Genomic DNA, 14,167 nt, shown 5'->3' on the forward strand with positions numbered 1-14,167 from the left:
CAACCGGCCCGGCGAACAGGGGTCAGTGTGTGACTTCGGAGACCCAGGAGGCGAGGTTGTCCACCCGGGCGGCGTTCTCGATGCTCTCGTGCGGGCACGACGGCCCGTTGCTGACCACGGCGACCAGCGCCGGCGGCCGCTTGCCCCGTTCGACGAAGAACGGGCCGCCCGAGTCGTACGGGCAGGGTGTGGTGTCGGCCTGCGGGGAGTTGCCCCGGACCTGGGTCACCGAGTCGCTGAGCGCGACCACCTCCATCTTTCCTGTACGCAGCCAGGTCACCGGAGCCGGATTCACACTGGTGGTGGATCCGTAACCCGTGACCCGCAGGATGTCCCCGGCCTCCGGCGCAGCCCGGCCGACCTTGATCGGGCGGACGTCACGCACCGGCTCGGCGAGCTTGGCCAGCGACACGTCGGCCGTGCTGGACTGGCGCACGGCCACGATCTCCAGCTCGTGCCCCCGCGTGGTGTCCGTGAGATCGGTGCGGCCGATCGTCGCGATCGTCGAGTCGGCGACGGGCCGCTCGACCCGCACACCGTTCTCGTCGCGGAAGCAGTGCCCGGCCGTGATCACCCACTGGGGTGCGATCAACGCGCCGGAACACGCGCTGTTGCGCTTGCCGCCGTCGGCGGTCGGGATTCCGGTCATGGTCAGCTTGACCGAGAAGGCGTATCGGCCCGGCTTGACCGGGTCACCGTTCGCAATCGCGTTCGCCGGGCCCGCGGACCCGAGAAGCACGACGGCGAAGGCACCGATCGCGGTGAGAATCGACCTCTTTCGCTGTCCCATGTGGACAACCTAACCCCGGCGATCAAGGCCTGCGAATCGGGGAAGTCCCGGGGGAAACCCTGAGCCGTATGCCCGGTTTGCAGGTCTTTCCACGGCGTGGCGTCGTGTTTCCGACCGTCCACGGCGTGTCGCAGGCTCCGGGATCGACCGGGGTCAGGCCCCGATGTACCCAGCTCCCTCACTCCATAACTTCAGCTTCGACACAGGTTTCTCGAGGGGGCTGACAATGGGCAGGCGACCGGTGACGGTACGCATGGCGCGGTGGAGCGCCGAACATCCGTGGCGCGCGATCGCGCTCTGGGTGGTCTTCGTGGCGGTGTGCTTCGTGGGCGGCAACGCGGCCGGCCTCAAGGAGGCGACGGCTCAGGACGACGCGATCGGCGAGGCCGGACGCGCGTACGTGATGATCGACGAGGGCGGGTTCGCGGACGAGCCGGCCGTCGACAATGTGCTGATCACCGCCCGTACGGGAAAGCTCGACACCGCGGCCGCGCAGAAGGCCGCCGCCGACGCCACCGCCAAGCTGAGCTCGGTCACCGGCGTCGCCGAAGTGGGCAAGCCCATCCCGGCCAACGACGGCTCGGCCCTGCTGGTGCCGATCACCATGAGCGGCGACCCCGAGTCGGCCTCGGACCGGGTCGAGCCGTTGCGCGCGGCCACCGCCGAGGTGCAGCAGGCCCACCCCGATCTGCGGGTGGAACAGGTCGGTGGGCCGTCCATCGGCAAGGCCCTCGACGACACCCTGGGCGAGGACTTCAAGCGGGCCGAACTGCTCAGCCTGCCGGTCACCCTGGCCATCCTGATCCTGGTCTTCGGCGCGCTGATCGCGGCCGGAGTGCCGGTGCTGCTGGCGTTGTCGTCGGTGGCAGCCGCGATGGGTCTGTCCACCCTGGCCTCCCACCTGATCCCGTCGACCGACGTCACGGCCAGCGTCATCCTGCTGATCGGCATGGCCGTCGGCGTGGACTACTCGCTGTTCTACGTACGGCGGGAACGCGAGGAACGGGCCAAGGGCCGCGGGCACGTCGACGCGGTCGAGATCGCCGCCGAGACCTCCGGGCACGCCGTGGTGGTCAGCGGCACGGCCGTCGTCATCGCCATGGCCGGGCTGTTCCTGGCCGGCGACTCCACGTTCTCGTCGCTCGCCGTCGGCTCGATCCTCGTGGTCGCGGTGGCCGTGCTGGGCTCGCTGACCGTGCTGCCCGCGATCCTGGCCAAGCTGGGCCGCTGGGTCGACCGGCCGCGGGTGCCGTTCGTGTGGCGCCTGACCGCCCGCAACTCCGGTTCGGGTTCGCGTTTCTGGCGGGCGATTCTCTACCCGGCGCTGCGCTGGCCCGCGGCGACCCTGATCGTGAGCGTGCTCGCGCTGCTGGCCTTGGCCGCGCCCGCGCTGAACATGAACCTCAAGTTCCCGGGTACGGAGGATCTGCCGCGCACCACGCCGGCCATGCAGGCGTACGACCGGTTGACCGCCTCCTATCCCAGCAACGGCACCAACCACCTGGTCGCCGTCACCGCGCCCGCGGGATCCGCCGGCGCCGTGTCTTCCGCGCTGACTCGTCTCTCCGAGAGCACCCAGGGCGACCCTCTGTTCGCGCCTCTCGAGCAGAGCGGGCCCGACATCGAGGTCTCCCCCGACAAGACGGTCACCGTTCTGCACGTGGCGACGCCGTTCTCGTCGCGCAGTGACCAGGCGGCCGACTCGCTGCACCGGCTGCGCTCCGACCTCGTGCCGGCCGCGCTCGACGGGGTTCCGGGCGTCACCTATGCGGTCGGTGGCGACGTGGCCAACAACGAGGACTACGCCAAGCACATCTGGCAGACGCTGCCGATCGTGGCCGGGGTCGTGCTGCTGCTGACGTTCCTGATGATGGCGTGGACGTTCCGCTCGATCGTGGTCGCGTTGACGTCGATCCTGTTGAACCTGCTCTCGGTCGGCGCCGCGTACGGGCTGCTGGTGCTGGTCTTCCAGGGCAGCTGGGCCCCCGACCTGCTCAACTTCACCTCGATGGACGCGATCGTCAGCTGGCTGCCGCTGTTCCTGTTCGTGGTGCTGTTCGGGCTGTCGATGGACTACCACGTGTTCGTGGTGTCCCGGATCCGCGAGGCGGTGCTGCGCGGCGTGCCGACCCGCGCGGCGGTGGCCGAGGGCATCACCGGCTCGGCCGGCACGGTCAGCAGCGCGGCTCTGGTCATGGTGGCGGTGTTCTCCATCTTCGCCACGCTGTCCACGATCGACATGAAGCAGCTGGGCATCGGCCTGGCCGCGGCCATCCTGCTCGACGCCACGATCATCCGGGCCGTGGTCCTGCCGTCGGCGATGACGTTGCTGGGCAAGGCCAACTGGTGGGCGCCGCGCTTCATGCGCCCGCGTGGCCGCCACACGGCGTCGGCCGTGGTCACGCCGCCCACACCCGAGCCGGAGCTGGTCGGCCACCACTGACCGCTCGACACCGGAAGGGGGCGCCCGTCGCGGCGCCCCCCTTTCGGTCTTGCCGCCGGCCGTCGCGGCGCCCCGCGTTCAGCCTTGCCGTCAACCCCCTCGCGAGATCCCGCGTTCGGCCCCTCCGCCAACGCCCTCGCGACAGCCCGCGTTCGGCTCTTGCGCCAACGCCCTCGCGACAGCCCGCGTTCGGCCCCTCCGCCAAGGCCCTCGCGACAGCCCGCGTTCGGCCCCTCCGCCAACGCCCTCACGACAGCCCGCCTTCGGCCCCTCCGCCAACGCCCTCACGACACCCCCGCCTTCGGCTCTTGCGCCAACGCCCTCACGTCGCGACGCTCCGCAGCCGACCCCTCCGCCAATCGTCGCGGCGCCCACGTTTGCCTTTCTGCAGACCGGTTGCGACGCTCGCGTTCAGCTCTTCCGCAGGCCGGTTGCGACGCTCGCGTTCAGCTCTTTCGCAGGCCGGCCGCGCGAGCCAGGCTGATCGCCTCGTCGCGGGTGGCCACGCCCAGTTTGCCGAGCATCTCCGAGATCCGGTTCCGCACCGTCTTGGGCGCCAGATAGAGCCGCGACGCGACCTGCCCGACCGGCAGCCCGTCCACCAACAGCTCGAGAATCTCCAGATCACGGGCATCAAGACGACCCAGAGCGTCCGTACGGGGTGCCGCCCGCGCCGCCGCGATCACCGCCGCGCTGACGCTGCGCCCGACCACGAGCGACCCGCCCGCCGCCGAGTGGACCGCCGCCAGCACATCCTCCGGGTCGGCGTCCTTGAGCAGATACCCGTCCAGCCCGCTGGTGAGGCTGCGGATCACGGTCGCGTCGTCCGCGTGCATGGTCAGCAGCAGAACCCGCGTGGCCGGCCACCGCCGCTTGATCTGGACCCCGAGCCCGATCCCGTCCCCGTCCGGCAGGTGAAGATCGAGCACCGCCACCGCCGGCCCTCCGTCGGCCGTCGCTTCCAGGGCCGCGGCCGCGCTGCGAGCCACGCCGAAGACTTCCAGCTGCGGATCCGAGTCGATGAGGGCGCTGAGCCCCGTCAGCACAACCGGATGGTCGTCCACCACCAGCACGCTGATCACGTATCCGCCCCCGTCCGTCCGGTCCCGGCCCGGCGGACGCCGACCTCTGCTCCCCCGGTGACCGGCCTCCCGCGAGTCCCCGTTCGTTCCACCATCTCCGGCGTGCCGGGCGCTTTCCGCGTGTCGGGCGTTTCCTGCCTACCCGCCGCATCCTGCATGGCCGCCGCGTCCTGCATGTCGGGCGCTTTCCGCATATCCGGTACCTCGTTCAAGCACGCCGACTCCTGCGTGCCTGCCGCCTCCCGCACGCCCGGCGCCTCCTGCGTGTCGGGCGCGTCCTGCGTGTCCGGCGTCTCCTGTGCGGCGGACGCGGTCGGGTCGTGGGCCTCGGCGGGCAGGTCGAGCCACAGGCGGGTGCCGTGGGGTGCGGCGGTGGTGATCCGTAGCTGTCCGCCCAGAGCGCCGGCCCGCTGCCGCAGCGAGGACAAGCCGACACCGGGGGCGATCGGGCCGCCGGTGCCGTCGTCGGCGACCTCCGCCCGTACGGAATGGGAATTGGTCCGGACGTCGACCCGGATGGTGGAGGCGGCCGCGTGCCGCAGGGCGTTGGTGACGCCCTCGGCGACCGAACGGTAGACCGCCACCTGCACGGCCGGCGAAAGCTCCCGTTCCACCGCGAACTCGAGCGTCAGGCGCGGGCCGCCGGAGACCCGTTGGAACGATTCGACCAGCCGATCGAGGGCCGTCGCGAGATCGCCGTCGTCCAGCGTGGACGGCGTGATCCCGGCGACGATCCGGCGGAGATCGGTGCGGCTCTCAGCGAGTCCCCGGCTCAGATCCTCGAGCAGCGCCTCCTCCCGCGCGCCCGGGCGTGCGCGAAGGGCGGCCTGGACCCGCATGCTCATTCCGGCCAGGATCGGCCCCAGCCCGTCGTGCAGATCTCCCAGCACCCGCCGGCGTTCCGCGTCGCGCTCCCGGGCCACGTCGCGGCGAGCGTGTTCCGCCTCGACGGCCAGGCCCACGGCCCGGGCCACCAGGGCCACCGTCGGCAACAGCTGAGCCGCTACTTCGCGTTGCCGGGGCTCGGGACCTTCGGCGCTGCGGTACTCGATGACCAGGGCCCCCACCCGGTTGGCTCCGACCACGAGCGCGTGCTGCACCCAGTGCCCGGCCGCAGGCGGATCCCCGTCGCCGCCGGCGTCGTCCGGGGTCAGCACGATGCGGGCGTGCCCACCGCCGCTGGCCGTCGCGACCATCCGGGCCGCTTCGTCCAGCAGTTCGCGAGGGTCGGTGCGACTTTGGAGGCCGGCGGTGATCGCGGCGAAGTCGGCCGGTGCGAGCAGGCCGCTGCCGTACCGGCGGGACAGAGCCGCGCGGCGTATCCACAGGGCGGCCGGGGTGGCCATGGCGGCGGTGGTCAGGCTGGCGAACAGGGCCGACGTGCCGGGTGAGGGCAGGTGCAGGACGACCGAGATCGCGCGGACCAGCAGGCCGGTCAGCGACGCCGTGGTGACGACCGCGACGGCCAGGCCCAGGTCGAACAGGTGCTCGTCGAGCGGGCGGAAGTCCGTGGTGAGCGACAACCAGGGCGTGATCAGGGCGATCAGCGCCAGGACCGACATGGTGACGTACGCGCCGAGGCCCGGGCTCGGGACCGCCCACGCCACCGCCAGGACGACGGCGCTCGCCGCGAGGCTCATGACGACCCACGCCGTACGGCGGCGGGCTGCTCTCGGGTCTGAGCGGACGGCCGCCAGGATCAGTGTCCAGACGATCGCGCACCCCACGACCGACAGAACCCAGGCCGCGTTGCCCCGGATCGCGTCGCCCGCCGCGTTATCCGAGACCATGGTGCCGGCCGCGTTGGCCGTGGCCGCATTGCCCACCGCGTTGGTCGTGATCACACTGCCCACCGCGTTGGTCGTGATCGCTTTGGCTGTGGCCGCCGCGGCCGCTCCGGCGATCGCCAGGGCCGCGACGGCTGCGGACCATCGGGGGAAGCGCGGGGTTCGGAACGACCATGGCAGCGCGAGACCGACGGCGACGGCCTGCAGCGGAGCCAGGGTGGCTACGGCGTCGGTCAGTTCGCCCGCCGTCGGCACCCCGCGGGCCCGGATCAGCGCCCACACCAGATCGACCACCGGCATCAGCGAGAGCACGATCAGCACGCGCCCGGGCCGGCGGCCAGGCTGCTGGTCGAGCAGAACCGCCCCGGCCAGCGCGAACACGGGCCAGCCGACCAGCAGGGCCAGAACCGGCGGGTCCTGCGGCATCATGGCCGAGATCGCCGTCGCGCCACAGCTCGCGACGAAGCAGGCGCCACCGGCCAGCACCTCGACGCTGACACCGGCTTCCTGTGAGCGGGCCATCTTCGAAGCATGAGGCACCGGGGCGACCGCCGGTAGGCTGCGGGACACGGCGGGAAACCGCGGGACACCCCGGGAACGCCAGGCCTCGCCCCCGGGACAGCGCCGGCGTGACGGTGTCTCCGACGGCCGGAACCGCCGGCCATTTCGGAGGTAGCCATGTCCGCACCCACCGCGAGCGCCCGGAGGATCCCGCTCCCGACCGCCCCGGTTCTGATCTCCACTGTCTACGGCATCTGCGTGATCGGCCTGATCGCCTTCTTCGTCGGTGAGATCGTCTTCACCGACCACGACCCGTGGGCCACCGACGGCCCCGTCGACTCGATCCGGAACATCCTCATCGTCGGCACGGGCGCGCTCGTGCTGGCCGTGCTCCTCGGTCAGCGCCTGGTGCAGACCCCCGAACGGGCCCGCGTCGGCGCCATCCTGTTCGGCGCCCTCTCAGTGGTGAGCATCGTCTTCTTCTGGTCGGGCGCCCCCGGCATCTTCGGCGCCTGCTCGGCCTGGCTGGCCGGTCTGACCCGCTGTTCCCGCCCGCTGGGCGGCGCCGCCCGGGTGGTCGGCCTGGTCGGTCTGTTCATGGCCGTGCTCAACGTGCTCCTCACCGTCGGCGGCGTCCTCTGGGCCGTAGCCGGCCTGGACAGCTGACCCGCCCGGCGGCTTCTCCCCATCGGAACCGCCCGCAGCGCCCAGAGCCTGCGGGCGGAGGAGCTCTCTGAACCACCACCAGACCGCACAACTTGAACTGCTCCGGAGCAGCACCTTCGGGGCCGCCTATCTCACGCGGCGCGGCCATCCTCTACCCCGCAACTGCCTGGAGGGGCACCAGCGGGCTGCGGCCGCCCTCCGCCGCCACCCCGAGACTGCCGCCTGCGGTCAGATGGTCCAGAAGTCGTGAGGTTCGCGGCCGGGGCGGAAGCCGTGGGCCTCGACCATGTGGGTGGCTTCGCGGAATCCCTTGGCCAGGGCCGACGGCGTGTGGGCGTCGCTGCCGAACGAGACCGTACGGCCGCCCTCCTCACGCCACCACCGCACGATCTGCGGGTGCAGCGGCAGGCGGGTGTTGACCTCCAGCGTGCGGCCGCCCTCGGCCAGGGCGCGCAGCGCGTGCCGGAACTCGGGCTCGAAGTCGACCGGTTCGAACGGCGCGGCGTCGACAGGCCAGAAACGCACCGCATAGTCGATGTGTGCGAACACGGCGAACGCCTCGCTCGCGGCGACAACCGACGGAACCTCGGCCAGATAGCGGCGGACGAGTTCGCCCGGCTTGATCTGCTCGAGCAGCACCGGCGGGCTGGTGTGGCCGCTCGGCACGGGCAGGCAGTGCAGCGACCCGAGCACCCGATCGAACGGGCCCGCACTCAGCACCTCGGCGACGGCAGCCGGGTTCAGGTGCGGTTCCCCGATCTCGAGCCCGCTGAGGATGCGCAGGCCGGGGAAGCGTTCGCGGCATTCCTCGATCGCCGCGAGATAGGCCGCCGCGTCGAACACCGGCGGCCGCACCACCAGATCATTCCCCGTGTACGGCACATAGTGCGGGCTCACGGCGAGCGAATCCGCGGTGGCGAGCCAGTGGTTGAAGTCCAGGTGCTCGGTGAAGGCAACCGCCGGAAGCCCGATCTCCACGGCCCGGGCACAGGTCCCGGCCATGTCACCGGCCGACGTGTCCCACGACCACTCACTGTGCACGTGGCTGTCACCCGGCAATGTGTCCGGCATGTCCACCCCCTTCGTCGGCGCCCACGCTATCCAGCGCCAACAGCCCGCTCGGAGACAGACATCCGAAGCGCAGGCAAACAATCGCCACGCACAGCTATTTCCGCCCCAACTCACCAGCCCACCGCGCGATGACCTCAGACGCCAAGCTCCCGCCGTCAGGCCGACCCGCCGCCGTCCTCCCGCCTACCGCCGCCTTGATACGCAGAGGCCGCCGGCAACAAGGGCTGGCCGGGACCGGTGACGTGCGGGCTCGGCCCGTCAGCGCGTCCAGAAATCGTGCGGCTCGCGGCCCGGGCGGAACCCGTGGGCCTCGACCATGTGGGCCACCTCGCGGAAGCCGCCGGCCAGCGTCGTGGGGTCGTGAGCGTCGCTGCCGAACGAGACCGCGTCGCCACCCTCTTCGCGCCACCACCGCAGGATCTCCGGATGCAACGGCACCTGCGAGTTGACTTCGAGCACCCGCCCGCCATCGGCGACAGCGCGCAGGGCGAGCCGGAACTCCTCCTCCCATCCGTACGGGTCGAACGGCTCGGCATCAACCGGCCAGAACCGCACCGGGTAGTCGATGTGCGCGAACACGGCGAAGACATCACTACCGGCGACAACAGCCGGGATCCCCAGGAGATAGCGGCGTATCGCTTCCACTCGCCCGTAGTGCTCGAACATCCCCGGCGGCTCGTAATACTCGCCGGCAATCGGCAGCGCATGCATCGACCCGAGAACCCGATCGAAACGCCCGGCGCTCAGAACCCGCGCGACGGCCTCGGTATGCAGGTGCGGCTCCCCGATCTCGAGCCCGCTGAGCACGCGCAGATCCGGAAATCTCTGCCGGCACCGCTCGATCGCCGCCAGATAGCCGACCGCATCAAACGGTGGTGCGGTCACCTGTCCTAGGCCGTCGGCAAACGAGGCCAGATGCGGACTTTCCTCAAGCGTCCTCCGGTCGGCCGTCCAGACGATGTGGTCAAGGTGTTCGGTGAAGGCAACCGCCGGCACCCCCAGCTCAACGGCCCGCGCACAGGTAGCTTCCATGTCGCCGATCGGCGTGTCCCACGACCATTCGCTGTGCACATGACTGTCGGCCGGCAGTTCGTCCCGCATGGCCGCTCCCCCACGATCGACGATCACCCCACCCTAGGACAAAACCGCGCCCGAGGCAGGGCCGTGCCCTTCGACCGCCGACGGAGACCCGCTCGCTGTCACTACACCGACACGCTGATCAAGGCCTGACCTTGCGACTGTGGAAGTGAGCCGACGGCGAAGGAGGAGACCGATGGCGACCAAGATTTTCGAGCAGACGGACAGTTCCCGGCTCGTGACGACCGCGGTGTTCCTGAACCAGGCGCCCGACCCGCCGAAGCCGGCCTTCTTCGATCTGGCGGCCGAGGTGGACCGGGACATGGTGGTCGTGGGCGGCGGCGCCACGGCGGCGGAAGTGCCCAACGGAGCGCTGCTGACCGCGTCCTACCCGAACGAGAACCGGACGGCCTGGCTGGCGTCCTCCAAGGACCACCGGGTGCCGAACCCGCACCGCCTCACAGTCTTCGCGATCGGCATGCGGATCAACCACCCGGACATGCCACGGGCGGCGCTGCTGAGCAACCTGCTCTACCGGAAAGCGACCAGCCCCCCGGCGAACCATCCCCGTGTCTCCGCCGCGGTGCCCGACGACTTCACGCTGATCAGCGGCGGTTTCCGGGTGAACTGGCCGCCGGGCGCCGGCAACCTGGCAACCGGCTCCTTCCCGGGCGACAACGAAGCGACCAACACGTGGTCGGCCCGCTCGAAGGACCATTTCATACCGTCACCCTGCACGATCGACGTGTGGTCGATCGCGATCCTGACGACGCTGCTCATCGACCACCGGGTGTTTCAGGTCCAGCGACGCATCGACCGGCTGGCAAACGCCGTCGCGGCCCAGCATCCCACCGCCCTGCTGGAGTTCAAGGGCGAGCACGTGCTGACCGGCATAGGAGCGAAGGCGCGAGTGGAGGAACCCGGGCAACTGCTCTGGCGGCTGGAGCCGGTAGCAAGGGGCCGGGTGGGCGCGACCGCCTCGTCCAAGGATCACGAACAGCCGCTGAGCAGCTTCGTCACGGTGTCGGCGCTCGGCATCAAGCTGGTGCCCCGGTGATTGGGGTCGTCGGGGTGGCGGTGTTTTCGTCGTGCCAGGCCAGAGAGCTGATGCGCCAGCCGGTTTTCGTACGCACAAACTGCATCGTCTTCATCCCACGCCCGGTGAACGGGATTCCGTCGAGCACGCCGGCTTTCGCGTACGAGCAGAAGTGCTGGGCGATATCACCGAACATCTCGGTGTGGCCGCCGGTCTCCCACTCCCGGAACTCACTGAGTGCCCCGCCAAGCAGAAGATCCCGCCGTGGTTTCAGGAAGCTGTCCACCGTGTAGATCGCCGGGTCCCCGTCGCCGGTCTTGATGATGACCGCCTCGGGAAGGAAAAGGCCGGGGAGGGAGGTCAGCCGTTCGGTGCAGCCGTCACCGGAGGTGAACGCTGCAAAGAAGGTGCGTACGAGGTACGAAAGCTCGTCGCCGCTCATGCAGATCCTGTCGGGGGCTGGAGAGTTTGGGGGGCGTGGTCGCGGGTCGTCGTCAGAGTTCACGCCGTACGGGGGCGGCGATGATTGGTCATTACGAGGCTACAGAGACCGATTACGACGAGGCTCGCACCAACCCGAGGCTGCAAAGATCGACCACTACCAGGCTCGCGCCACGCACCACACCGAGGCTGCGAAGTCCGATCGCCACCGTCGCCGATGAGCGACCCGTGAGGCCATGACAGTCGTCTGGGCTGCGAAGAAACTCAAGAGCTAAGACCTTGGGGCTCCGCCCCAAACCCCGGCCATCGCTCGGAGATCGGTGAAAAGGCTCGGTCAAAGACGAGGCAGGAAGCAACGACGGCGTGGGTTTGGGTGGTCTCCTCGCGGCGGCGGCCGAGAGCGAATCGCAAGGAAGGGCAGGGCGCAACCAAACCCCGGTTGCACCCTGCCCTTCCTCACGATGAGCTGAGGCTGCCGTCGCGAGGAGATCACCCAAACCAAGCAGGGCACTATTCAGAAACGAGGTGAACCCTGGCTGGGCGGGGAGAAAAACAGGCCCGACGCCAACTGTCTGGTTCGTCACCGCACCTTCTGGCGGCGCGATCCCAGGCTGGCTGTCCTCAGACCAGCCGCCTTCCGCTAGGCAGCACGACCCCATCCGGGCTGCTATAGCCCGCCGCCAAAACCACCGCGCGAGCAGAGTCGAAGCCGGCCGCCGGGACGCCGAACCGGTAGGTGGCGTGTGAGCGGGTCGTGCTCGGCCGGCGCCCGCCTGCCGTCGGTAGTTCGGTTGTAAGACCGACCCGTGGTTACCGCGAAGCGGTGCGCAACCGGCGAGGTCCGTCACACCAGCCACCCACCCACGTCGGCCTGCGGAAGCAATATCCCCTGGAATGACCGGCGCGGAGCCAGACCACCCGGCGCAACGGGGGTCCCTCAGCCTTCTCGGCACGGACCAGTCGGCGACCAAAGTCCTGGCCGTCACTGATTCCCATGCAAGGTTGGGGGCCGGGGTGACCCCTCATGGCAATAGATGGGTTACCGCCGTGAGGGGTCACCCCGGCCCCCAACCGTCCAAGCGCAAGCAAGCCGCCCGACCCCAAAGCAGTTCAGGCTTGAACAGCCGAAGCACCATCAGAGGAAGCAGCAGCCGGATGAGGAATCCCCGGCGCAGGCAAGGACCCAGGAGCCTCCCCCCGGGCCACAGCCCCAGGAGCATCAGACGGATCAAGACCAGCAGCCGCATACGCATCGGCCTCATCCAGGGTCTCGGTCTCGAGCAGACGACGGGCCAGGCTGTCGAGCTGCGGCCTGTGCGAGCGCAACAGCTCCAACGCCTCGGCGTAACAGGCTTCCACGATCTTTCGGACCTCGGCGTCGATCAACTCCTTGGTGGCGGGCGCCACCCCATCGAGACCCAAAGGCGACTCACGGCCTGGGGGTGGCAGGACGGTGACTGGACCGATCGCCTCGGACATGCCCCAGCGGCCGACCATCTGGCGGGCAATGTTGCTGACCTGGTCGAGGTCGCTCTCGGCGCCTGTGGTCATGTCACCGAAGACGACCTCTTCGGCGGCGCGGCCGCCCAGCGCGCCGATGATGCGGCCCCGCAAGTACTTCGCGGAGTAGCCGTAACGGTCGGTGGACGGGCTCTGGAACGTGACGCCGAGGGCCTGGCCGCGGGGGATGATGGAGATCTTGCGTACGGGGTCGGCGCCGGGGGTCAGCATGCCGAGCAGGGCGTGGCCGGACTCGTGGAACGCGGTCCGCTCCTTTTCGCCCGCCGTCAGCATGATGCCCCGGACGGTGCCCAGCACCACTTTCTCCAGCGCGTCGGTGAAGTCGGCGTTTTCCACCTGGGTGTGCCCGCGGCGGGCGGCCAGCAGGGCGGCCTCGTTGACCAGGTTTTTCAGGTCGGCGCCGACCATGCCGGGGGTGGTGGCGGCGATGCCGTCGAGGTCGACGCCGGACGCGAGCGGGACGCCGCGTGTGTGCACGGCCAGGATGGCGCGGCGGCCGGCCAGGTCGGGCGGGCTCACCACGACGCGGCGGTCGAAGCGGCCGGGGCGCAGCAGGGCCGGGTCGAGGACTTCGGAGCGGTTGGTGGCGGCGAGCACGACTACGCCTTCGCTGCCGGTGAAGCCGTCCATCTCGGTGAGGATCTGGTTGAGGGTCTGTTCGCGTTCGTCGTTGCCGCCCAGGGACTGCGCGCTGCCGCGGGCCCGGCCGATGGCGTCGAGCTCGTCGATGAAGATGATCGACGGGGCGACCTTCTTGGCCTGGTCGAACAGGTCGCGGACGCGGCTGGCGCCGACACCCACGATCGCTTCGATGAACTCGGACGCCGAGATCGAGAAGAACGGCACTTTGGCCTCGCCGGCGACCGCGCGGGCCAGCAGGGTCTTGCCGGTGCCGGGCGGGCCGGACAGCAGCACGCCGTGGGGGATCTGGGCGCCGAGTTTGCGGTACTTGTCGGGCTCGCGCAGGAAGTCGACGATCTCGGTGACCTCCTTCTCGACCTCTTCGATGCCGGCGACGTCGGCGAACGTCGTACGCGGGCCGGATTCTGGTTGGTAGAGCTTGGCGCGGGAGCGGCCGAACGAGCCCAGCGCTCCCCCGGCGCCGCCCGCCATCCGGCGGCTGATCCAGATGAACAGCGCGACCAGCAGGATCGTGGGGCCGAACCCGATCAGCAGCTGTTGCCAGACCGGCCTCGCCGCGTCGGGCGGGTTGGCGTTCACCGGCACGTCGTTGGCCTGCAGCGACGCGAACAGGTTGTCTTCGGCGAACGAGGGCCGCTGGGTGGTGAACCGTTCGACCTGCTCGGACTTGGTCTCGCCGGTCGGCGTGTAGGCCGTCTCCTTCTTGAACTGGCCCTCGATGGTGTCGGCGGTCGAGGTGATCTCGCTGACGTTGTCGGCCTGCACCTGGCTGAGGAAGAACGTGTAGGACACCGGGGCGCGCTCGGGCGGGGCCAGGAAGAACGACGAGATGATCCAGTTGAGGGCGAGCAGGACGACCAGCATGCCGCCGAAGCGGAGCCAGGTGGAGCGCGACCCTTTCGGGCCACCGGGAGGGTTGCCGGACGGTGCACCCTCCACCCGCCACGGGTGTGGGCGCTCCGGCGGCTTCGCGTTCGGCGAATCGGCGGGCATGGCGCGAAGCTACCCCGGTCGTGTGACAGGAATGCGCTCTCGTGACGCGCATGACTCGTGCCAAATTCACGAGCGGTTTCCTGTACGCGGTGACGAGCTCTCCGCCGTACGGGAAAC

The 14,167-nt window shown here is 70.1% G+C and carries 10 protein-coding genes; 3 read left to right on the forward strand and 7 right to left on the reverse strand.

What is annotated here, in order from left to right:
- Positions 1 to 22: 22 nt before the first annotated feature.
- Positions 23 to 790 carry a S1 family peptidase gene (locus tag JIG36_RS36205; protein WP_203380945.1) on the reverse strand — a complete coding sequence of 256 codons (768 nt, stop codon included), beginning with the start codon at positions 788 to 790 and terminating at the stop codon, positions 23 to 25.
- Between the two features lie 241 nt (positions 791 to 1,031).
- On the opposite strand from JIG36_RS36205, the gene JIG36_RS36210 reads away from it, so the two are divergent.
- Entirely contained in the window at positions 1,032 to 3,233 is a 2,202-nt protein-coding gene (locus tag JIG36_RS36210; protein WP_307873051.1) for an MMPL family transporter, read from the forward strand.
- Positions 3,234 to 3,679: 446 nt separating this feature from the next.
- Here the strand turns inward: JIG36_RS36210 and JIG36_RS36215 are convergent, their stop codons facing one another.
- Positions 3,680 to 4,315: a response regulator transcription factor gene (locus JIG36_RS36215; RefSeq protein WP_203380947.1), complete on the reverse strand. Its 636-nt coding sequence runs from the start codon at positions 4,313 to 4,315 to the stop codon at positions 3,680 to 3,682.
- A complete protein-coding gene (locus tag JIG36_RS36220; RefSeq protein WP_203380948.1) occupies positions 4,312 to 6,624 on the reverse strand; it encodes a sensor histidine kinase in 2,313 nt (770 codons plus the stop codon). The genes JIG36_RS36215 and JIG36_RS36220 overlap by 4 nt, the downstream gene beginning before the upstream one ends.
- Positions 6,625 to 6,780: 156 nt before the next feature.
- Between JIG36_RS36220 and JIG36_RS36225 the strand changes: the two genes are divergently transcribed.
- Positions 6,781 to 7,269 carry a hypothetical protein gene (locus JIG36_RS36225; protein WP_203380949.1) on the forward strand — a complete coding sequence of 163 codons (489 nt, stop codon included), beginning with the start codon at positions 6,781 to 6,783 and terminating at the stop codon, positions 7,267 to 7,269.
- Positions 7,270 to 7,497: 228 nt separating this feature from the next.
- On the opposite strand, the gene JIG36_RS36230 is transcribed toward JIG36_RS36225, so the two are convergent.
- Positions 7,498 to 8,340 (reverse strand): PHP domain-containing protein, encoded by an 843-nt coding sequence (locus JIG36_RS36230; RefSeq protein ID WP_203380950.1) that lies wholly within the window; start codon positions 8,338 to 8,340, stop codon positions 7,498 to 7,500.
- A 258-nt stretch (positions 8,341 to 8,598) separates the two neighbouring features.
- A complete protein-coding gene (locus JIG36_RS36235) occupies positions 8,599 to 9,441 on the reverse strand; it encodes a PHP domain-containing protein (RefSeq protein WP_203380951.1) in 843 nt (280 codons plus the stop codon).
- 172 nt (positions 9,442 to 9,613) lie between these two features.
- Here JIG36_RS36235 and JIG36_RS36240 point away from each other — a divergent pair, with 172 nt between their 5' ends.
- Entirely contained in the window at positions 9,614 to 10,474 is an 861-nt protein-coding gene (locus tag JIG36_RS36240; RefSeq protein ID WP_203380952.1) for a hypothetical protein, read from the forward strand.
- On the opposite strand, the gene JIG36_RS36245 is transcribed toward JIG36_RS36240, so the two are convergent.
- Both JIG36_RS36245 and ftsH read right to left on the reverse strand, forming a co-directional pair.
- A complete protein-coding gene (locus JIG36_RS36245; RefSeq protein ID WP_203380953.1) occupies positions 10,455 to 10,895 on the reverse strand; it encodes a DUF4440 domain-containing protein in 441 nt (146 codons plus the stop codon). The genes JIG36_RS36240 and JIG36_RS36245 overlap by 20 nt on opposite strands.
- A 1,109-nt stretch (positions 10,896 to 12,004) precedes the next feature.
- Positions 12,005 to 14,050 carry an ATP-dependent zinc metalloprotease FtsH gene (ftsH, locus tag JIG36_RS36250; protein ID WP_236048949.1) on the reverse strand — a complete coding sequence of 682 codons (2,046 nt, stop codon included), beginning with the start codon at positions 14,048 to 14,050 and terminating at the stop codon, positions 12,005 to 12,007.
- Positions 14,051 to 14,167: the final 117 nt, after the last annotated feature.

The organism is Paractinoplanes ovalisporus (assembly GCF_016834655.1).
In the GTDB taxonomy this organism is placed as follows: Bacteria; Actinomycetota; Actinomycetes; order Mycobacteriales; family Micromonosporaceae; genus Actinoplanes; species Actinoplanes ovalisporus.